Genomic DNA, 18,918 nt, shown 5'->3' with positions numbered 1-18,918 from the left:
GATCCAAAAAGGGAGTCACAATACCTATGGAATATGTCATCGACGGCATTGTCCCTATCAGTGCCATTCTGATTTTATTCCTGTTCCTGCCCTGGCTTGTCTTCCACTACCTGACACAATTGCGTCAGGCCAGACAGTTGGATGAAGATTCTCAGGAGCTTTTTGAAGCCACTGTACACCGGGTAGAAGTCATGGAAGAACGAGTTCATGTTCTGGAGCGTATTCTGGACAATGAAGTTCCGGGCTGGAGGACTCGTCAATGAGAGTGATCAGAAAAATTTTCACTCAGCAAAAGGAGGGTGAAGCCGCTCCCGCTATCATGGGCGTGTGCAGCTATATTGCCAACCGATTTCATCTGGATGTTCTTGCGGTTCGGCTCAGTGCAGCAGGTATTGCTTATTTCACGTCAACCTCTCGTGCCATCCTTGCCTATATTGCCATTGGTGTTGTCCTCAGCATTAGCTCAGGAAAAGACACTTATCGAGGGCGTCGGATCAAGAAAATAGAAGTAGATGTAAACTCTGAGTCGGCAGAACAAAACGACGATGTCCTTATTAATGATAAAGAAGCAGCGCCTGGACTGTCTAAAAACTCTGTCAGTCAACTGGCCCGTAAAGTAACAAGACTGGAAAGTCGTCTGTCCCGAGTCGAGGACAGCGTAACGTCAAATCATTTGAAATTCGCTCGTGAGTTTCGAGATCTGCAATCTTCAGAAAAACCTGCCAGGCAAGAATCATAACCTCCCCCCCTGCTGATCAAGACAGATTGCAATACATATTCATATCTGTTCTTATTGGCAAGTTGTTTGCTAACACAATAAAAACGACTTCGTAAGCGCTTATTTAAGGACGTCTTCAAAACCCATCATCTGTCTGCCACGCTAACCCCTGTTTCAAAAACAGGAGCGAGCCGTGAATCAAAAACAACCAAACCGCCGCACTTCTGAACAGTGGCAAGGCCTCATCGATCAACAGCAGGAAAGCGGCATCAGCCAGAAAGCCTTTTGCCTTTCGCGCAATATCTGCCTGTCAACCTTCACATTGTGGAAGCGCAAACTAAGGCAGGCAACCGAAAGGCCTGATCAACCAGCACAACCAGACCCTGACTGGTTCGAATTTAAAACTGATTTTCACAACACACCATCAGACCTGCCTCCATGGGAAATTGAACTCGAATTACCCGGTGGTGTAACCCTGCGTATGCGGCGTTGATCATGTTTTTTCCTGAATCACAGGTGCGGGTCTGGCTTTATAACCGCCCCACCGATATGAGGAAGTCATACAACGGCCTGGTTGCTCTGGTGAAAAATACCCTTGAGGAAGACCCGTTGAGTGGGCAGTTGTTCGTCTTTATCAATCGTCGCCGAAACCAGTGCAAGGTGCTGTACTTTGAACGTAGCGGTTACTGCATCTGGAGTAAACGACTGGAGCAGGGTCAGTTTCACTCCCACGCCGGTCAGGCGGTTAAACAACTGCTGGCATTGACCGACCTGAAGCTGATCATTGACGGTATTGATACCCGTTCTATCCGCTATCACAAACGTTATGTAAAACCTGATACATCGAACAGCACAACCTCTGAATAGCAGCTACATTCAAGGGCTATGAATCTTCCTGTTCCTGCCAATCAACCCTCTCACCTGCAGCTGCTCAAGCAGTTGCAGGTGCTGTTGCAGGAACACAAATCTGCGAACGAACACCTGAAGCAGGAAAACGAGTCCCTCAAACATCAGCTGGCCTGGTTTAAACAACAGCTGTTCGGTGAAAAATCGGAAAAGAGACTGATAGAAAACCCGGACCAGCTGGCTCTCGGGGAGATCCTCAAGAACATTGAGTCTCCAGAAGTTCCGGAAACAGAAACCATCACCTATGAGCGCAGAAAGAAGCACAGGCCGGATGACTGTGTTACCGATCAGGGATTGCGCTTCACGGAAGGTGTACCTGTTGAGCTGATTCATATTCCGGCTCCTGAAATGCAGGGTGAAGACGCCGACCAGTATGAAATCATTGATCATAAATATACCCATCGTCTGGCGCAGCGACCGGGCAGTTACGTTATTCTGAAATACCAGAGGGACGTCGTTCGCCACAAGGCAGACCAAACCCTGAGCACGGCGGCAGCCCCCTCCGGCCTGTTTGACCGCAGCTTTGCCGATGTGAGCTTTATAGCTGGCCTGCTGGTTGAGAAATACCGCTACCGCTTTACCGTCAACATCAGAGACTGGAAGCCAGCGGTATCACCGTCAGTCGTGGCACGCTGACCAATCTGGAGCAGCGTGCTGGCCAGTTGTTACAACCTGTCGCCCATGAAGTACTGAATAGCTGCCTTGAAAGTCACACCCTGGCACTGGATGAAACACCCTCAAAAGCTGGGCTGAAATGTAAGGGTAAAATGAAAAAAGGCTACTTCTGGTGCTTTTATGGCGACCACGAAGAAATAGCCTTTATCTACTCCGACAGCCGCTCCTGTGATGTGGTTGAGCCTTACCTGAAAGAATTTGAAGGGGTATTACTCACAGATGGCTACCCCGGCTACGCTAGCCTTTGCTCGAAATACCCAAAGATCACTCATGCCGAGTGCTGGACACACAGCCGACGTTATTTCGTCAAGTCAGAAAAAGCGGAACCCGAAGCGACAAAAGAAGCCCTGAAACAGATCGGCGCACTGTACAAGGTTGAAGATGACATCCGTCGTCAGGGGTTGGAAGGCGACGCACTGCGTGATTATCGCCAACAAAAAGCCAAACCCCTGGTTGACCAGTTCTTTGAGTGGAACCGGGAGCAGCTGAGACGGCTTGACCTGGTTCCCAGCAACCCTCTGAGCAAGGCACTGGGCTATGTTCACAAGCGGGAAAAAGAGCTTCAGGTTTACCTGAACGATCCAACGGTAGCGATAGACACCAATCATCTTGAACGTGGCCTTCGTTGCATCCCGATGGGAAGAAAGAACTGGATGTTCTGCTGGACGGAAGAAGGCGCAGACAATGTTGCCGTGTGCCAGACGTTGATCACCAGCTGCCAGCTGGCGGGCATCGATCCCTACAAATACCTGGTTGATGTTCTCCAACGCATCAGCCTCCACCCGGCCCGTGATATCAGGGAATTGATACCGCGACTCTGGAAAGAGAAATTCGGGGCCAATCCATTAAAAGCCGATCTCGACAAGTAGGGGGAGTCTGCTCCCTGCTTGAACGCTTACACGACTTCGTACTTCTATATATCGCTACGTTGTTGAGCATGGATACCCTCCGGGCTTAAGTAGACTGTCGATACTTACTACATAAGAAGACCATGAAAAGAGGAAGTAGCACCCGTGAAAATCAAACAATTCAAGCAACTTAAAGCTGGCTTGCTGGCTGTTTCTATTGCGCTTTCCGGCACATTGCTAACCACTCCGGACAACGTATCCTGAAGCCTGAAACTGCTGCGGGTTATGCTTCCCTTCTTTACACCATCAAAGGTGCTGAAGAGTACAACACCGGCAAGACAGGTCCTGAAGCGCTTGCAGTAAAAGCCATTGATGATAGTACACTCGAAATTACACTTTCCGGCCCGGCCCCTTACTTTATTGCACAGCTGGCCCATTACACCGCCTTCCCTGTTCCGAGTCACAAAATCGAAGAGCTGGGTAAAAACTGGGCAAAAGATAGCAACATGGTCAGCAATGGCGCGTTCACTCTGAGTGAGTGGACACCTAACGCTCAGATTCGCCTGGAAAAAAACCCGCAATTCTACGACGCTGCGAATGTATCGCTGGATGAACTGCTTTACTACCCACAGGAAGACCGTTCAGCTGTACTGAAGCGAGTTCGGGCTGGCGAGGTTGATATTCAAACAGACTTTGCTTCTTCAGACCTGAAATGGCTGGAGAAAAACATGCCGGACTACGTGCGCATCGCACCGTATCTCGGCGTTTATTACTACCCTCTTAACCTCGATGATGATGCGCTGAAAGGCCTGCGTGTCCGGAGGGCACTGGCGATGACCATTGATCGCAAAATTCTCACTGAAAAAGTGTTGAGAACGGGTGAAGTAGCGGCATAAAGCTTTGTACCACCCGATACTGGCGACTACGGCTCATCTCCTGAAGTCAGCTGGAAAGGAATGAATCAGGCCGAGCGTGTCGCCGAAGCGCAAAAGCTGATGAAACAAGCGGGTTATGATAAGTCGAATGCACCTATTTACCACTATGTATCCAAAAACCTGATAAGTCCGAAGGTTGATGGCTGGATTGATAACGTCTCCGATATCCATCGGGCCCGATACCTTTCTATTAAGTAACTGGACAGCCTCCTGCTGTTGTACAGCAGGAGTGCGCTCAAAAGCTGTCGTGTGCCACGGATGGTCATGAATAACAAAACGAAGAGGGAACTCCAGAGGAAAGAGCGAATTGTCCATGTTCTCCTATAATTCTCAAGCGGTTGCTGACGGCGATTCTTTCCCTGGTATTTGGTGCCTACCTCGCTTGGTTACCGGTTGCAGGCTGGGGAGATGGCGCTGCCAGAAACCTGGTGTTACCCCAATGGCACTGACTTAAGGCCTCAGCCCTTGATAATTCAAGGCTTACTCGGAAAGAAGCGACTATAAAGAGTCACAAACCTAAATATTTCCCTTCCGAGCAAGCCATGAACAAGTGTAGCCAAGAGTTTCTGTCCCTCGCAGATGAATGCCTTCACCAATTTGCACAGACTGAAAGTGATGAATTTTCATCAATCCTTACCTCTGATGACCTTAACTCTTTTCAGAATTGTTACCCCGGCTGCAGGGTAAGGGATTTTCCACCCATCAAAACATTAATCTTGTTCATGCGACAGGTGGCCAGCGACACCAAGTCATGCCGCCACGCCCTCATTGATGAAGCGAGAGACCAGGTTGTCAAGGGCAACAAGAACAAGGTGCCCAACACTGACACCAGCGCATATTGCAAAGCGAGGCAACGGTTGAGTGAAGTATCCGTAAGAGGTTTGCTGCGCATATCTGGCAATAGCCTTGATCACGCCTCACCAGAATCATGGCTATGGCATCAACGTCGTGTACTGCTTACTGATGATTCAACATTGTTGATGCCTGACACCGAGAAAAATCAGAAAGAATATCCTCAGCCTGGCACTCAAAAAAAGGGCTTGGTTTCCCGATTCTCAGAATTCTTGTTTTAATATGTCTTGGCAGTGGCGCATTGCTTGATTTTGCTGTGGCTGCCTACGAAGGGAAAGAAACCGGAGAACAAGCTTTGCTCAGGAAATTGTTCTCCCATCTGCAGGATGGCGACATCCTGTTAGGTGATGCGAATTTTGAGAACTACTTCCTGTTGGCTTTGCTGTTACAAGCCAAGGCTGACGTGGTTTTCGAGAAAAATGGTGCCCGCCATATTGATTTCCGGAAATGCGATCACAAGCTGGGTAGCAAGGTTGGATTATTCAAATTAACAAGACCAGTCCGGCCTGAGTAGATGAGTCAGGAGCTTTATGATCAGATGCCTGCAGAGCTGGTAATCCGTGCTGTCAAGAACAAACGTCGCACCATCATCACCACTTTATTGGATGCTGAGGAGTATCCCCGGACAGAGATCATTGCGCTGTATCTGAAACGCTGGCACGTCGAGATTGATTTTGATGTCATCAAAACGACCATGAAAACCGCATAAAAGGCTCCAACATTCAAGGTCGCAGGCACGCAGACTCAAGAAATACCAAGGGAAGTGAGCTTAAGTCAGTGCCATTGCGCCATAGACTGATATACCTCGGTAATCTCTTTTTAAAGCCTAATCAGGGCTGGAAGCTGGTTGCTTACCTGCAGAATGAGCAAGCAGAACTGAGTCCGCACTATTTCAGGGTCGAAGCTTTAGCTGATTTGCGGATTGGGCAGTGGTTTCAGGATCGAATACCTGAGCCCATGCCAGCAGATGAAACCTTTTGGGTAACCCTGCCCGGCAAGAGTGATTGGAAGGTAGAGACTGCTGCGAATGCCATCCCTGCCAGTCTGTGGCCTCTCTACTCTCAGCCAGAACTTTGTCAGCAACAGATGTATGTTTTTCGACAAGGTAACAGAAACTATGTTTTGCCTGTTATCGAACTAGCGAGAGCGTTACTGATTCGAAACAAGCCTATTGCCCGACAGTTGTTTATGCCTGCAGGTCTCAACCAGTTAGCACCGGTGAATCAACACAGGCCATTTCAGGGGCAGGCTGAGATAAAGTTCAGAGAAGAAACACCTCTGTATCTGATCGATAATCCGCAGGTTCTGTATCATTTAATCTGGTTGCTGTTACATCCGGAACCGTCAAGATTGTTCTCCAGCGTTTACCGGCATATGGTGGAGCAACAGGAAAGCAGGGTATCCCAAACATACAGGCGGTTTACCTTCATCATGGATATACCCGATCTTCCGGGTATGAAGGTGGAATATGCAGGCCCTATATGGGGGAATACGGTATTTGTTAGGGAGGTGCTGGGATTTACCCGGCTGCCAGATCATGGCTACAAACCTTTGTTCTCTCACCCTGCACGGAAACAACCTGTCAAAAATGGCGGAGTTCAGGCTTCTGCTTCACCTGTTTTTACTGGGTACACCTGAAACACTGGAGATTGACGAACAGGAAGATGATGCTGGAACTGGACGGCATACCCGCTTTGCTGAAATTCGACCAGTGACGTTTGAATACGCTGTGGACCCCGATGTTGAACTGGTTTATGAAGGGGAGCAGCAAGCAAATCATGGCCAGCAAAGGGGGGATTCGACCAGCAGAAGAGGCCGAAACAGAAACGGGCAGTCTTGGTGATCCCTCAAAAGACAGTCCCAGCTAGCCGGTTGATTATGGTGAGATAGTCTGCTCAAACCAGGATAAAACCGGAGGCCTTCGCCTCTTCAGGGAGGCCTGTGAGCAACTGGCAGTCTCCAGAAGCTGGGGTATAACGCTGGAGTACTATGAGCTGCCCAGTGTCTCCCGAACCAGTTTCAGGTTGCTGAAAGACCGACCAAGACAGGCGGGACTGGCCACTTTCTATCAGCCTGATAGAATGACACGACACCTGCTGGAAGTACAGATTTCTGATGGCCGTTATCTTTCTACTTTAATATTTGTATAGCCCAGATCATGTTCATCAAGGTTTTGTGAGAGGGCGGGTAAAAGCGTTGCTCTGGGCATTGGTTAAGGGGGGTGGCCACTGGAAAAAATCATTGACTCAGCAAATTCGCTTTGGCCCGTTGCAAGTCAGGAAGATCCGACATCCAAATGGACTGGCAACTATGAGAAAAAGAGAAGCTATAACCGTCTGGGGGGATAAGTTTCGTACTGTTCTGGATCACCAATCGGATTGCCTTAAAGAAAAATGCTCCCAGAGAGGTTCATGAAGCATCAAGTATGAAACTAGATTCACTGAAATCATCTCTGGCTGGGCTACGCAGGAAGAGGGCTGTTAATTTTGGAATCAAGAAAAAGGTTTCTTCTAACTTGATTTCTTAAATTTCCTCCTCAAAAGTAATGGTTCCATTGCAAAGACTTCAAATAATGCATATGAAAATGATATAACCAACCCCATGATTGCTAAATCACTAATGCTACTTGATGGAAGAAAGTCAAGGTAGTGAAGTAGTAGCAGCGAAATAGAGTATGCGCCTACGGCTGATAAGAATCGTTGAAATAAAAACATTTTTTTCATGGCTAATCTTCATGAGAGTTAGTGTTGTTCCGGCGTAATAGCTGCTAGCAACCAGTAGAAAACTATGAAAGCGACAATTTCAAATGGCTACCAGCAATTTTTTGGTTACGATGTGAGCTATTTCATGGTGTACATAGCCAATCTCATACTTGCTCCCATAGCGGCCCCAAAGATGGCCCCACCAATTGCACCCGGCAAACCTAGCCTTGAACCTGCTAGTGCGCCTGTTAATGCTCCAGAGAGTGCAGCACCACCAACTTCTCCAGCGCTAGGTACTCCGCCACTAACTTCTTTGATTTCACTCTTATCTAATTCTTTCATTTTGTATTCCATTGTTAATCCTTGTCTACATCCTAGCCGACAAAACAAAAGTTAATTGCACAATGATGAAGATGTCAATACCATTAACCAGAAAAATGAATAGAACTATGCGGATATGTCAGAGACGAAAAGTTTATTTCGAAAGGAAGTGATTAACTATTCTCACCGGTCAGATCGTGGCAGCATACTGATTATCAACCCTTTTCCCCATCTCTATCTAGTCATTTTTGTCTGTACCCTACTGTGCGCCTTAGTAACTTTCCTGCTCTGGGGCAGTTATACAAAGTCAGAAACAGTCATTGGGGTATTGCAACCAACGAAAGGGCTAAGCCGGATAATCGGTGAACAGTCTGGCACTGTTGTGGATCTTTTGGTAACTGAAGGACATAAAGTAACCGTAGGTTCGCCCATGCTGCGTGTAAAAACCGACAGGCAACTGGTTGGTGGCAGTATGGAAAAGCGACTTCAGGAACAGCTAAAGGTAGCTATTGCTTCTTTTCAACAGCAGATCAGCCAGCAGCAACAACTAGCTCAACTTGAGAAACAACGACTTGCCTTGTTACAAGAAGACCTGAAACACCAAGCAGGTTTTCTTACGGAGCAGATAGCTACCCAAAAACAACATGCCGATACTCTTGAGCAAGAACTCAAAGGGCTTGAAATCCTGCTGAGTAAAGGGCACCTGACGCAGGTTGATTATAATGCCAAACTCACTGTGCTGCTCAGTAGCAAGCTAGATCTCCAAAGCCTGCAGAAAGAAAAAGTCAGCCTGTACTCCCGACTGACGGAAGCTGGAAATCAGTATGAGCGAGTTGATGTAGATACAGGAGTTAGCCTGTCTTCTTTGCAGGCAGTGATCGCAGAACTTCGGGAGCGGTCTATAGAAACAGAGGGGCGCTCATCCTATCTGATTACGGCTCCCGTTAGTGGTACGGTTACCAGTGTATTGGTACGCAAAGGAGGCCTCATTGTTCCTGGTCGCCAGATATTGGCGATCCTGCCCGAGCAGAGTAAGTTGCAGGCAGAGCTGTATGTCCCCACCAGAGCTATCGGGTTTACAACAAAAGGGCAACCTGTGCAGATTCGCTATCCAGCCTTTCCTTATCAGAAGTTTGGTTTTCATCGGGGACAGGTTTCAGATATATCTCGCACTATTATTGCTCCTGACGATATACCCGCGCCAGCCAGCGTGACAGAACCTGTCTATCGAATCACAGTCGCGCTAGACCATCAGTCGGTCACAGCTTTTGGTGAACAGTACCCTTTGCAGTCCGGAATGCTGCTAAGTGCTGACCTTATGGGGGAATCCCGTTCCATTATTGAATGGTTGCTGGAGCCACTTTACAGTCTGAAAGGCCGTAGCTTTTTTTCAGGCTGAGCATGCCTAAAAAAATAGAAACAACCATTGGGTGAGTCCGCTATAACAATAACCACCGGGTGTCAGCATGGAAGTTTTTAGTCTCCTGAATTTTGGGTTTAAACGCCGACTCCCCATTGTTTTGCAAAGTGAATCGGCTGAGTGTGGCCTTGCTTGCCTTGCCATGGTGACCAGTTACTTTGGTCATGAAATTGACCTGAATACTCTGCGGAATAGGTTTTCCGTCAGTCTGCGTGGCTCCACTCTGGAGCAACTGATGAATATTTCCGAACAGCTGTTGATGAATAGCCGGGCATTGCAGCTTGATCTTGATGAAATAAAAGAATTGCGTCGTCCATGCATTCTGCACTGGAACCTGAATCACTTTGTAGTGCTGAAATCAGTCAGCCGCAAAGGCATTCTTATACACGACCCTAGTTCGGGTGTTCGGCATGTGAACTGGGAAGATACTTCCAAGTCGTTTACCGGCATTGCATTGGAGCTACAGCCTTCCCCATCGTTTAAACGAAAGAAAGAAACTAAAAAAATGGGGCTTTCAAGCCTCTGGACCAATATCAGTGGCCTGAAACGAAGTCTGGTACAAATTTTTTTCCTGGCGCTGGCGCTGGAAGTTTTTGCCCTGGTCACGCCTTATTTTATGCAGCTCACCATTGATAATGTGGTGGTGAATAATGACCGAGACCTAATTTTTGTTCTGGGGCTGGGTTTCTTGCTACTCACTGTCTTTAATGTGGCCACTTCTGCCATCCGGTCTTGGGTTATTCTTTTCCTGCGTAGTCATCTAGGAATTCAGCTGGCCAGCAATCTGTTCCGGCACCTTCTGCGCCTGCCACTACCCTGGTTTGAAAAGCGACATATGGGGGATGTGGTTTCTCGATTCAGCTCATTGAGCCAAGTTAACCAGATGCTGAGTACAGGCTTTATTGAGGGACTGACGGATGGCCTTATGGCTGTCGTCACACTGGCGATGATGTATATTTATAGTCCCAAACTGGCAACTGTTGCCTTGGGAGCAGTGCTGCTATACACCCTGTTTCGATTGGCGTTTTTTCGACCTCTCAAAACACGTACAGAAGAAAGCATTATGATGGCTGCCAAGGAGGATTCTGACTTTATGGAATCTGTAAGAGCCATCCAGCCCCTGAAACTATTTAACCGGGAAGCGGTTCGTATCTCGAAATGGCAGAACAGTTATGCTGACTGGGTGAATGCGGATATTCGAGTGGGTAGGTTACAGATTGCCTGGAACACTTTTCACCGCCTAAGCAGTGGTGTGGAGTACATAGTACTGATCTGGCTGGGGGCTTTACTGATCCTAGATAATATTTTTTCAATCGGCATGCTCTATGCGTTTCTGGCCTGGCGACAGCAATTCTCAGGAAAGGCCCAGACGTTTATAGACAAGCTGTTTGAGTACCAAATGCTCACTTTACATCTGGACAGAATTGCAGATATTGCCCTGACAGAAGATGAGGAACATCTCGATACCCCCCATACCACGCTAACTAAAGCCAATGGAGAAATCAGCCTTAGGGATGTGTGCTTCAAGTACAATGATGAAGAGCCTTGGCTGTTGGAAAACATTAACCTGGATATTCAGCCTGGTGAGTCTGTTGTGATTGTTGCACCTTCCGGATTTGGCAAAACAACACTAATGAAAATTATGATGGGATTAATCCAGCCTTGTAAAGGGCAGGTACTGCTGGATGGAAAAGATATACGACATCTTGGTCTTAGAAACTACCGGCGGCAGGCGTCTGCTGTGATGCAGGATGACCAGCTATTGTCCGGTTCAATAGCTGATAACATTGCGTTTTTTGCCGCCCAACATGATCAGGCTCGTATCGAAGAATGTGCAGCCAAGGTGGGTATACTGCCTGAAATAATGGCTATGCCAATGGGAATGCAGACTCTGGTAGGTGATATGGGTAATACACTTTCTGGAGGTCAGATTCAGCGCCTATTACTGGCAAGAGCGTTATACGCAGACCCTGCGATTTTGTTCCTGGATGAAGCGACCAGCCACCTAGATACCATTTCCGAGCAGCAGGTAAACAAGGTGTTAAAAAATTTGGGCATCTCCCGGATAATGATTGCTCACAGGCAGGAAACCATTGCCATGGCAGACAGGGTGATTGACCTGGCAGAAATGCAGCTAGCTCGACTCCATACTGTGCGTGCAGTCGAAGAAGTGAGTGCCAAGATAAAGGCGACAGGATTTGAAAACACCAACAACAGCACTTCATAATAGTTAAGAAAAATGGCTCCCCGAGCTGGACTCGAACCAGCGACCCAATGATTAACAGTCATTTGCTCTACCAACTGAGCTATCAGGGAACTAATCGACAGTTTTGCTGTACTGACAACAGTCTCTTCAACAAGGGACTTTTTATGAGTCTCAATGCTGTATGGTGGGTCGTGTAGGATTCGAACCTACGACCAATTGGTTAAAAGCCAACTGCTCTACCGACTGAGCTAACGACCCATTCTTACATCAGCCACAGGCTGACAGATAGAATAAGTGGCTCCCCGAGCTGGACTCGAACCAGCGACCCAATGATTAACAGTCATTTGCTCTACCAACTGAGCTATCAGGGAACTAATCGACAGTTTTACTGTACTGACAACAGTTTCTTCAACAAGGGACTTTTTACAAATCTCAATGCTGTATGGTGGGTCGTGTAGGATTCGAACCTACGACCAATTGGTTAAAAGCCAACTGCTCTACCGACTGAGCTAACGACCCATTCTTAACAAAGAATCTTTTAAAGAACGCAATGCTTAGACTATCTCTGACCCTTATTGATCAGGATAAAAAAACCGCCGATTTACAGGGCGGTTTATGCTTCAGCATAAAATAAAATGGTGGGTCGTGTAGGATTCGAACCTACGACCAATTGGTTAAAAGCCAACTGCTCTACCGACTGAGCTAACGACCCGCTCTTATGCCAGCCACAGACTAACATAAAGAATAAGTGGCTCCCCGAGCTGGACTCGAACCAGCGACCCAATGATTAACAGTCATTTGCTCTACCAACTGAGCTATCAGGGAACTATGCCTGGCAGCGACATCTCGTCACCAACCAACGGCAGCGAATGATAAGGTTATTTTGCCGTGAGTCAAGTATTCCACTGCAAAAAACTTTTTAAAAAGGCTGTATATATGGCATTTATCAACCTAGAGACCATCTGCACTCTCGGACAGGTATTGGGCCACACCGTCTGGAGAGGCTGTCATGCCCTTGTCGCCCTTGTTCCAGCCAGCCGGGCAAACTTCACCGTGCTGTTCGTGGAACTGCAAGGCATCAACCAGACGAATCAGTTCATCCATATTACGGCCCAGCGGCAGGTCATTGACGATCTGGGAGCGAACCAGACCTTCCTTGTCGATCAGGAAAGCACCACGGAATGCCACACCACCTTCTGATTCAACGTCATAAGACTTACAGATGTCGTGTGTCATATCAGCAGCCAGAGTATATTTCACCTGACCGATACCACCCTGGTCCACAGGCGTATTACGCCACGCATTGTGCGTAAAGTGAGAGTCAATAGAAACGCCGATCACTTCAACACCTCGCTCCTGGAAAGCACTCATACGGTGATCCAGGGCAATCAGCTCAGAAGGGCATACGAAAGTGAAGTCCAGAGGGTAGAAAAACAGCAGACCGTACTTGCCACGAATGGCTTCGGACAGGGTAAAAGCATCAACAATAGAGCCGTCACCCAGTACAGCAGGGACTGTGAAGTCAGGAGCCTTTTTGCCTACTAAAACGCCCATAAATATTTCTCCTACGCTTTATGAAACTGTCATTTAAAAAGCTGTCATATAAAAAGCTATCATTTACAAAGTTGTGCGTATTAATACGAGAGTCCAAGTAATATGTCATCTCACATTGAATCACGCATCACAAAAACTGCGCATACAATGATACACATGACCACGGTTTTCGCCTACCGCAGTAGAAACAAATGACTACTTTTTTTATCACAAGCCACATACAGATAAAGGAGCAAGAAGAAAAATACAACCCGGAGCCTGTTGACGTGCCGCCTTTCTAAAGACTGGCCCAGCCGGAATCCACTCTTTTCCTCCCCCCACAAAGCAGAGTTTATTGCGGTAGCAAATCCTGAATGAAGACAGGGTTCAGAAAGCTTTTTTTTTTTCGCACAAAAAAAATGAACTAATTGGGAATTAAAACATCAAAGTATGTGTAGAAATGACTTTACTGGCGTGTGTTTATGCAAAATACTGGCGTTCCTACTGGAAAGACGCTGCTTTTCTGGAATGAAGCACCCGATAATGGTGTCAAAAAACCAAATCCCACAAGAAAACCAGATATCGGACATACCAGCGGAGGGCTGAAGGTTACCCCACATCCGCCATCAAACTACGTCCTGTTTGGAGAAGACTCTGCATTTTCTCCCCTTGCCAGGAAATCTGAACAGACAACAAAAACGCCGCAAAATGAATCAGAAAGCGATTCAGAGTGTGATCAGGAAATACTGGAAGCATTTGCTGGCATATCAATCCCAGATCACACTAATATCGATAAACATCAACGCCCCGGGCACAAAACTGAACATTTTAATGAAAGGGCCATGTTAAAAGCCAAAACAAAGCTATCGTACAAGAAAAAAAATGGCCCTCCAAAACCGGTAAGGCTCCACTCTTATCCCGGCACTTCAGGGCAGCAGGTAATATCCGCAGCAACTTTACCCATAGCCTTTGTAACAACAGATGCAACAATGTTCAGCCCGGGCAATACCAATACTGAGCCTTCGCCCAAAAAGCTGTGCAATTCAGCACCTCCGGTAAATGCTGCCATAAACTGGCTAGAGCCTCAGGATACTCTGATGGCTGAACAGTCAGACTTATTTGGTTTTCACTCCTTACCTTATGACTTTGCCCCGGGAAAGGAGCCTTTGGAGTAATTACAGCAGAAAGGAGATACTGACAGGGACTCAATGAGTCAGGTACTAGGAGGCTGACCGAGAATAGACTGCCCTACTGCGGTAGCAGCAAATTGGTCTAAAAAGTCGGAAATTTTTAGCAAATAGAACCACTATTCACTAAAAATTTCCGACTTTTTATCCTCAATTTTCTGCCATCCTCGCTACGGGCGCTATTCTAGGTCAGCCTCCTAGGAGAAAGATAACCTTCCGGTTTTATCACACCGGAAGGGAAGGATGAAAACGATTGCAAAATCAGTCTTCTGCACCTTCAGCAGAACCAGCCGCTTCAGCAATCAACTGCTGCAGTTCACCGCTGTTAAACATATCAATAATAATGTCACTGCCACCAATCAGCTCACCCTTAATCCACAGTTGTGGGAAGGTCGGCCAGTTAGCATACTTGGGAAGATTGGCACGAATCTCCGGGTTAGCCAGAACATCCACAAAAGCGAACTGTTCGCCACAGGCCATCAACGCCTGAACCGCCTTGGCAGAGAAACCACACTGGGGCAACTTGGGAGAGCCCTTCATGTACAGCAGAATAGTATGGGATTCAACCTGTTCTTTTATTTGCTCCATTACGTCCATGAGACGACCTCTTCTTCATTGGAATCATAAAGCAGGATATTTTAAAGAAAATACCTGACTGTCACCATATGTTATTACATATAGTCGAATAGAAAAAACCAACAACAGGATTGTAGACATCCAACTTTCCTGCCACCATCGGCTGACCTACTATGGAACTGCAAGTTAGGAATCAGCCATGTATGTACCGGATAAACCCCTTCGCTCTTATCCTTGGTGGCTAATGCCTTTTTTCTGGAGCCAGAAGCGTCGCTATGGAAAAGTCCTTAAGCCGGGCTTGTTATGGGCAAGAGTTCCCCGGTTATTTGCCGCTGTAGCCACGCTCTACGGCGTGCTGGATCGAAAAAAGTCACCCCTGTCACCGGAGCTGCGCTCGCTGGTTACCGTCAGAGTATCCCAGGTTAACTGGTGCTCCTTCTGTGTTGACATCAATGCCATGACCCTGGCAAAACGTGCAGGCAGCATGGATAAAGTAGAAGCATTGGATAACTGGCAAGACTCTGATCTTTTCAATGCTCAGGAGCGTATTGCCCTGGAATATACCGAAGCGATTACCTATAGCGACCAACAGGTAACCCCTGAACTGATGAAGCAGCTAAAAGAGCATTTCAATAATGACGCTGTTATTGAACTGACTGGCCTGATCGCTTTTCAGAACATGTCCAGCAAATTCAACGCCGCCCTGGATGTGCCAGCAGAAGGTTTCTGCAAAATTCCGAAGAAATAAACATTTCCTGCAAGTGCTGGCACCAATAAACCCGACAGGATCATCAATCCCTGGTGAGGCTTCTTGGCACCACGGGTGATTTGGCCAACTTCTTTCTGCGTTTGGGCATTTCACCGTGACTACGGATGGTACTCAACTCTGCGCTGGTGCCTGGTCTCGATGCCATGCTTTCGGCGTTGTCAGTGCTTTCCAGAAGTCCAAAATATCCCGGCTCGCTGATATCCGGTACGACTTTGTTCGTCAGGAAGTCCTCAAATGTTTTATTTGATGACGACGCCTGATGGTCCAGGCAGAAATTGAAATAGGCCGATAGAGTCGCACCTGTCACCTCAAGAGCGGGTGTGGTTGTCAGGTCAGGGGCAAGGATTGGTGACATTAATTGCAGGGTGACAGGATCAAAGTATTTCGCGTTATGTATTTGGCTGCTGTCGCTGCAGTTAGGGTGCCTGTCCCTGTATTGCATCAGATAACCGTGTATGTCGTTAAGGTAATGCATGGCGGAAGCTGTGTCAGGGATGATCTCTGTTTCTACTGTTTTAGCGATTTGTTCGTGGCTCTTTGCATCCTCCCGCCACTGGGCACAGAGTGGAGACAGTTGCTGGTCCCGGCCTTTGAACGCCCTGCAGATCATCAGTTGCAGAACATCACTTTGATGATTGCGCCAGATGTGGGGCTTGGTTACCAGCATAAATGCAAACGCGTCAATATCATCAATGCAGTGAATACCTTGTTGCAGCATTTGCTGAACCACTTGCTCAAATCGCTCGTGACGGTCGTGCGTGGGAGAGCTACCGCGCAAATAATAGAGATTGGAAGACATTTCCCAGGCAAACGTAACCAGCAGGTGACTGACTCTGTCGATGGCACAGATATTTCCACAACTCAGGGCATCAAACCAGATATCCTTGACAAGTCGTAAAAATGACAGGCAATCCAGTGGCGCTAACTGAAAGTTAAGTTCATTGGAACAGATACTTATGCTGGAGCTGAAATCCACTTGTACAGCATTGTCAACCAGCAGCTCTGGCCAGCTTTTGCAAATAACAGCGCCCTGTCGTTGCAACGTGCTGGGCCATTTATTGACCATAGTTACGATGCTCTGGCGATCTGGCCAGAAGGAAGAGTATTGACGATTGAGATTCTCAGCGGCGGTTTTTACACATGATTTGGTGTAGCTTTGCAGTTCGATCAACAATCGCAGTTTGCCCTGAACCCCTGCTGTTGAACTCAACCCGTTTTCAATACACTGTTTAATGGTGCCCAGTGTATCACCGTTGTCTGACTGAAGATGACCAATGATCTCACTGTTGCTTGGGGTGATATTGCGCTGGACCAGGGCTTTTTCCGACCTGGCGATTTCCTCGGTGGAATAGCCATGAATCTTCAGGTGCTGCTCTTCATGAGAAGCCAACGTCGTATTTCGCCGACAAAACGCCGTAGCTTTATGGGTATCCGGCAAGTGGGTGGCGGCGGAACTTGCCGACTGATCATCAGGGGGAGGGAAATTCCAGCCAGAGTGCACTGCACCAGAGATTGCCGGTTGCGAAGATGGGTTTGACATACCTTTCCTCTTATCTTCACAGAACGAGTGAAAGTTGGGCAAAATCCTGAATATGACCGGCATTCTGACAACCGCTGAAGAATAAAGTTCACCGCCGATCTCTCGAACGGCCCCGGTTTGACACAGGGCTCATGCACGAGTACCCTCCCTCGCGCTTTGAGGACCGATTAACTCCTTGGAATCAATGTTTGAAGTAAACGTCGGAGTTTAAATATAAAAACCGAATAGTTTATGTTCAAACTGCAAAAAAACCACAGCTGCTGATTTCACAGTGGCCAACGACCCAATTTCAACGTTCACATCTTTTGGCAGTTGGGAAACTTCAACCAGGCATGGAAGGGTTCCTTAAAGAACTGCGTTTACACCTGATTAATGACTATTCAATCTATTACCAAACCACTGATCGTTCTGCTGACAGCTGCCGCTATTCTGGCTACCCCGCCAGCCCGTGAGTGGCTATTTGAGATGATCCGAATTCTTTCATCGCTGGATATCGACAAGGTACGCACCTACATTCTCAGTTTCGGACTGTGGGCCCCTCTGGTTTCAGGACTGCTGATGGTGATCCAGGCAGTAGCAGCGCCGCTGCCTGCTTTTATTCTTACCTTTGCCAACGCCGCCATTTTTGGCTGGTGGCAGGGGGCACTGCTATCCTGGAGCAGCGCCATGATCGCGGCTACACTCTGTTTCTTTATCTCCCGCTGGTTTGGCCGGGAGGGAGTGGCCAGGCTGACCAGTCACTTTGCCCTTGATCAGGTCGATGACTTTTTCCTGAAGTCTGTCTATTTCCGTGAATCGAGGCCTGTTGGCAATGAATAAGAAACCAGTATTATCCCAATACCTCAAAAGATGTATTTTCTTCTTCCTGCTACTGATTCTGCCCTTCAGGTTCGCCTATGCAGTACCGGAGGATTATTTTATCAGTGCAGAAACGGTTGCCAGCAATCCCGACCATTACCTGCTGATCGATGCCCGGGCATACTCTGAGTATCTCAAGGGACATATCCCGGGAGCCCGCTCAGTTCAGTGGCAATCACTTTCTGATATGAATGGGGCTGCCGGTAGCGAGAACTGGGCAACAGTTCTTGACAATAAGGAGCTGGAATACCAGATACAGAAGCTGGGCCTGAGCCCAACAGACAATATTGTCGTTTATGCCGATGCTCAACGGGGGTGGGGTGAAGATGGCCGAATTGCCTGGAGTTTGCACGTGGCAGGGTTAAAGAATGTCCGCATTCTTAATGGCGGGTACTCTCACTGGAAAGAAAAAGGGCTGAAAACCACCATCATCCCAACCTTCTTCAATACCAAAAGTGATTACACAATAACCCAACGGGATTCTTCAGCCACCATTCATACCAAAGCCCTTTACCGGGACTACTCTCAGTTTCGCGTTATCGACTCGCGATCACCAGAAGAGTTCCACGGCAAAATGGACTTGGGTGAACAGCGCAAAGGGCATCTTCCCGGGGCAGTGAGCTTACCATTTCAGCAGCTGTTCACAGCCAGTGGCATCTTGAAATCATTTGACGACATTAGCAAAATATTATCGGATCAGGATATTCAAAAAAACAGCCCGATTGTCGTCTACTGTACCGCCGGTATCCGGTCCGCACACATGGTGATGGTGCTGAAGGCGGCTGGCTACACCAATGTCAGGAATTATACGCCCTCGTTTTACCATTGGGCTGCGTTATCCTACACCCCGATTGAATGACAACATTGAAGGT

At 47.6% G+C, this 18,918-nt stretch carries 23 protein-coding genes and 6 tRNA genes; 18 read left to right on the top strand and 11 right to left on the bottom strand.

Translation table 11 applies throughout. The features are described from left to right. Positions 1–26 precede the first annotated feature (26 nt). The 12 genes from pspB (at position 27) to ACO6UX_RS20205 (ending at position 6,572) form a co-directional block, all read left to right on the top strand. Positions 27–263: an envelope stress response membrane protein PspB gene (gene pspB / locus ACO6UX_RS20260; RefSeq protein ID WP_101746715.1), complete on the top strand. Its 237-nt coding sequence runs from the start codon at positions 27–29 to the stop codon at positions 261–263. After that, positions 260–739, top strand: a complete 480-nt coding sequence (locus ACO6UX_RS20255; RefSeq protein WP_422450140.1) for a hypothetical protein — start codon at positions 260–262, stop codon at positions 737–739. Before pspB ends, ACO6UX_RS20255 begins: the two co-directional genes overlap by 4 nt. A gap of 172 nt (positions 740–911) precedes the next feature. Next, positions 912–1,211: an IS66 family insertion sequence element accessory protein TnpA gene (gene tnpA, locus ACO6UX_RS20250; RefSeq protein ID WP_422450139.1), complete on the top strand. Its 300-nt coding sequence runs from the start codon at positions 912–914 to the stop codon at positions 1,209–1,211. A 2-nt stretch (positions 1,212–1,213) separates the two neighbouring features. Beyond that, positions 1,214–1,585 (top strand): IS66 family insertion sequence element accessory protein TnpB, encoded by a 372-nt coding sequence (gene tnpB, locus ACO6UX_RS20245; protein WP_101745387.1) that lies wholly within the window; start codon positions 1,214–1,216, stop codon positions 1,583–1,585. A gap of 18 nt (positions 1,586–1,603) precedes the next feature. Next, positions 1,604–2,260, top strand: a complete 657-nt coding sequence (locus tag ACO6UX_RS20240; RefSeq protein WP_422450138.1) for a hypothetical protein — start codon at positions 1,604–1,606, stop codon at positions 2,258–2,260. Next, positions 2,188–3,168 (top strand): IS66 family transposase, encoded by a 981-nt coding sequence (tnpC, locus tag ACO6UX_RS20235; RefSeq protein WP_422450557.1) that lies wholly within the window; start codon positions 2,188–2,190, stop codon positions 3,166–3,168. Before ACO6UX_RS20240 ends, tnpC begins: the two co-directional genes overlap by 73 nt. Before the next feature lie 212 nt (positions 3,169–3,380). After that, positions 3,381–4,043, top strand: a complete 663-nt coding sequence (locus ACO6UX_RS20230) for an ABC transporter substrate-binding protein (protein ID WP_422450556.1) — start codon at positions 3,381–3,383, stop codon at positions 4,041–4,043. 60 nt (positions 4,044–4,103) lie between these two features. Next, entirely contained in the window at positions 4,104–4,280 is a 177-nt protein-coding gene (locus tag ACO6UX_RS20225) for a hypothetical protein (RefSeq protein ID WP_422450137.1), read from the top strand. Between the two features lie 344 nt (positions 4,281–4,624). Continuing rightward, the gene (locus ACO6UX_RS20220) at positions 4,625–5,155 is read left to right on the top strand and encodes a hypothetical protein (protein WP_422450136.1); all 531 of its coding nucleotides are present in this window, start codon (positions 4,625–4,627) and stop codon (positions 5,153–5,155) included. Positions 5,156–5,190: 35 nt separating this feature from the next. Next, positions 5,191–5,448: a hypothetical protein gene (locus ACO6UX_RS20215; protein WP_422450135.1), complete on the top strand. Its 258-nt coding sequence runs from the start codon at positions 5,191–5,193 to the stop codon at positions 5,446–5,448. Then, complete coding sequence (locus ACO6UX_RS20210) at positions 5,449–5,643, top strand: hypothetical protein (RefSeq protein WP_422450134.1); 195 nt, start codon at positions 5,449–5,451, stop codon at positions 5,641–5,643. It abuts the gene before it with no gap. A 248-nt stretch (positions 5,644–5,891) separates the two neighbouring features. Next, a complete protein-coding gene (locus tag ACO6UX_RS20205; protein WP_422450133.1) occupies positions 5,892–6,572 on the top strand; it encodes a hypothetical protein in 681 nt (226 codons plus the stop codon). A 1,202-nt stretch (positions 6,573–7,774) separates the two neighbouring features. Here the strand turns inward: ACO6UX_RS20205 and ACO6UX_RS20200 are convergent. Then, the gene (locus tag ACO6UX_RS20200; RefSeq protein WP_422450132.1) at positions 7,775–7,990 is read right to left on the bottom strand and encodes a Blp family class II bacteriocin; all 216 of its coding nucleotides are present in this window, start codon (positions 7,988–7,990) and stop codon (positions 7,775–7,777) included. 349 nt (positions 7,991–8,339) lie between these two features. Here ACO6UX_RS20200 and ACO6UX_RS20195 point away from each other — a divergent pair, with 349 nt between their 5' ends. Beyond that, complete coding sequence (locus ACO6UX_RS20195) at positions 8,340–9,356, top strand: HlyD family secretion protein (RefSeq protein WP_422450131.1); 1,017 nt, start codon at positions 8,340–8,342, stop codon at positions 9,354–9,356. A gap of 40 nt (positions 9,357–9,396) precedes the next feature. Here ACO6UX_RS20195 and ACO6UX_RS20190 read toward each other — a convergent pair whose 3' ends face one another. Beyond that, entirely contained in the window at positions 9,397–9,543 is a 147-nt protein-coding gene (locus ACO6UX_RS20190) for a hypothetical protein (protein ID WP_422450569.1), read from the bottom strand. Between ACO6UX_RS20190 and ACO6UX_RS20185 the strand changes: the two genes are divergently transcribed. Beyond that, a complete protein-coding gene (locus ACO6UX_RS20185; RefSeq protein WP_422450555.1) occupies positions 9,520–11,604 on the top strand; it encodes a peptidase domain-containing ABC transporter in 2,085 nt (694 codons plus the stop codon). The genes ACO6UX_RS20190 and ACO6UX_RS20185 overlap by 24 nt on opposite strands. A 13-nt stretch (positions 11,605–11,617) precedes the next feature. Here the strand turns inward: ACO6UX_RS20185 and ACO6UX_RS20180 are convergent. From ACO6UX_RS20180 to ACO6UX_RS20150, 7 genes are all read right to left on the bottom strand, one after another. Then, positions 11,618–11,693, bottom strand: a tRNA-Asn gene (locus ACO6UX_RS20180). 72 nt (positions 11,694–11,765) lie between these two features. Further along, positions 11,766–11,841, bottom strand: a tRNA-Lys gene (locus tag ACO6UX_RS20175). Between the two features lie 37 nt (positions 11,842–11,878). Beyond that, positions 11,879–11,954 (bottom strand) — tRNA-Asn (locus tag ACO6UX_RS20170). Between the two features lie 72 nt (positions 11,955–12,026). Beyond that, positions 12,027–12,102: transfer RNA gene (locus ACO6UX_RS20165), tRNA-Lys, on the bottom strand. Between the two features lie 117 nt (positions 12,103–12,219). After that, a tRNA-Lys gene (locus tag ACO6UX_RS20160) sits at positions 12,220–12,295 on the bottom strand. 37 nt (positions 12,296–12,332) lie between these two features. Further along, positions 12,333–12,408, bottom strand: a tRNA-Asn gene (locus tag ACO6UX_RS20155). A gap of 126 nt (positions 12,409–12,534) precedes the next feature. Then, positions 12,535–13,137: a peroxiredoxin gene (locus ACO6UX_RS20150; RefSeq protein ID WP_101746706.1), complete on the bottom strand. Its 603-nt coding sequence runs from the start codon at positions 13,135–13,137 to the stop codon at positions 12,535–12,537. Positions 13,138–13,598: 461 nt separating this feature from the next. Between ACO6UX_RS20150 and ACO6UX_RS20145 the strand changes: the two genes are divergently transcribed. Further along, the gene (locus ACO6UX_RS20145) at positions 13,599–14,291 is read left to right on the top strand and encodes a hypothetical protein (RefSeq protein WP_422450130.1); all 693 of its coding nucleotides are present in this window, start codon (positions 13,599–13,601) and stop codon (positions 14,289–14,291) included. Positions 14,292–14,564: 273 nt separating this feature from the next. Here ACO6UX_RS20145 and grxD read toward each other — a convergent pair whose 3' ends face one another. Beyond that, on the bottom strand, positions 14,565–14,900 hold the full coding sequence (gene grxD, locus ACO6UX_RS20140; RefSeq protein ID WP_209275513.1) for a Grx4 family monothiol glutaredoxin: 336 nt from the start codon (positions 14,898–14,900) through the stop codon (positions 14,565–14,567). Positions 14,901–15,078: 178 nt separating this feature from the next. Between grxD and ACO6UX_RS20135 the strand changes: the two genes are divergently transcribed. Continuing rightward, positions 15,079–15,627 carry a carboxymuconolactone decarboxylase family protein gene (locus ACO6UX_RS20135; RefSeq protein WP_422450129.1) on the top strand — a complete coding sequence of 183 codons (549 nt, stop codon included), beginning with the start codon at positions 15,079–15,081 and terminating at the stop codon, positions 15,625–15,627. A gap of 43 nt (positions 15,628–15,670) precedes the next feature. On the opposite strand, the gene ACO6UX_RS20130 is transcribed toward ACO6UX_RS20135, so the two are convergent. Continuing rightward, the gene (locus ACO6UX_RS20130; RefSeq protein ID WP_422450128.1) at positions 15,671–17,188 is read right to left on the bottom strand and encodes a hypothetical protein; all 1,518 of its coding nucleotides are present in this window, start codon (positions 17,186–17,188) and stop codon (positions 15,671–15,673) included. A gap of 372 nt (positions 17,189–17,560) precedes the next feature. Here ACO6UX_RS20130 and ACO6UX_RS20125 point away from each other — a divergent pair, with 372 nt between their 5' ends. Both ACO6UX_RS20125 and ACO6UX_RS20120 read left to right on the top strand, forming a co-directional pair. Then, positions 17,561–18,007, top strand: a complete 447-nt coding sequence (locus tag ACO6UX_RS20125) for a TVP38/TMEM64 family protein (protein WP_422450127.1) — start codon at positions 17,561–17,563, stop codon at positions 18,005–18,007. Continuing rightward, positions 18,000–18,905: a sulfurtransferase gene (locus ACO6UX_RS20120; protein WP_422450126.1), complete on the top strand. Its 906-nt coding sequence runs from the start codon at positions 18,000–18,002 to the stop codon at positions 18,903–18,905. Before ACO6UX_RS20125 ends, ACO6UX_RS20120 begins: the two co-directional genes overlap by 8 nt. Positions 18,906–18,918: the final 13 nt, after the last annotated feature.

The organism is Endozoicomonas sp. ALB091 (assembly GCF_049310265.1).
GTDB lineage: Bacteria > Pseudomonadota > Gammaproteobacteria > Pseudomonadales > Endozoicomonadaceae > Endozoicomonas.
The sequence above is the reverse complement of the archived record's forward strand: the minus strand, read 5'-3'. Positions and strand labels throughout refer to the sequence as shown.

Coding starts and splice junctions, on each gene's coding strand:
- ACO6UX_RS20205 (WP_422450133.1), top strand. CDS start 5,892: ATGCCAGCAGATGAAACCTTTTGGGTAACCCTGCCCGGCAAGAGTGAT.
- ACO6UX_RS20150 (WP_101746706.1), bottom strand. CDS start 13,137: ATGGGCGTTTTAGTAGGCAAAAAGGCTCCTGACTTCACAGTCCCTGCT.
- ACO6UX_RS20130 (WP_422450128.1), bottom strand. CDS start 17,188: ATGTCAAACCCATCTTCGCAACCGGCAATCTCTGGTGCAGTGCACTCT.
- ACO6UX_RS20135 (WP_422450129.1), top strand. CDS start 15,079: ATGTATGTACCGGATAAACCCCTTCGCTCTTATCCTTGGTGGCTAATG.
- ACO6UX_RS20145 (WP_422450130.1), top strand. CDS start 13,599: ATGCAAAATACTGGCGTTCCTACTGGAAAGACGCTGCTTTTCTGGAAT.
- ACO6UX_RS20220 (WP_422450136.1), top strand. CDS start 4,625: ATGAACAAGTGTAGCCAAGAGTTTCTGTCCCTCGCAGATGAATGCCTT.
- ACO6UX_RS20240 (WP_422450138.1), top strand. CDS start 1,604: ATGAATCTTCCTGTTCCTGCCAATCAACCCTCTCACCTGCAGCTGCTC.
- ACO6UX_RS20210 (WP_422450134.1), top strand. CDS start 5,449: ATGAGTCAGGAGCTTTATGATCAGATGCCTGCAGAGCTGGTAATCCGT.
- ACO6UX_RS20185 (WP_422450555.1), top strand. CDS start 9,520: ATGGTGACCAGTTACTTTGGTCATGAAATTGACCTGAATACTCTGCGG.
- ACO6UX_RS20255 (WP_422450140.1), top strand. CDS start 260: ATGAGAGTGATCAGAAAAATTTTCACTCAGCAAAAGGAGGGTGAAGCC.
- ACO6UX_RS20225 (WP_422450137.1), top strand. CDS start 4,104: ATGAATCAGGCCGAGCGTGTCGCCGAAGCGCAAAAGCTGATGAAACAA.
- tnpB (WP_101745387.1), top strand. CDS start 1,214: ATGTTTTTTCCTGAATCACAGGTGCGGGTCTGGCTTTATAACCGCCCC.
- ACO6UX_RS20200 (WP_422450132.1), bottom strand. CDS start 7,990: ATGGAATACAAAATGAAAGAATTAGATAAGAGTGAAATCAAAGAAGTT.
- ACO6UX_RS20125 (WP_422450127.1), top strand. CDS start 17,561: ATGACTATTCAATCTATTACCAAACCACTGATCGTTCTGCTGACAGCT.
- ACO6UX_RS20190 (WP_422450569.1), bottom strand. CDS start 9,543: ATGACCAAAGTAACTGGTCACCATGGCAAGGCAAGCAAGGCCACACTC.
- grxD (WP_209275513.1), bottom strand. CDS start 14,900: ATGGACGTAATGGAGCAAATAAAAGAACAGGTTGAATCCCATACTATT.
- pspB (WP_101746715.1), top strand. CDS start 27: ATGGAATATGTCATCGACGGCATTGTCCCTATCAGTGCCATTCTGATT.
- ACO6UX_RS20120 (WP_422450126.1), top strand. CDS start 18,000: ATGAATAAGAAACCAGTATTATCCCAATACCTCAAAAGATGTATTTTC.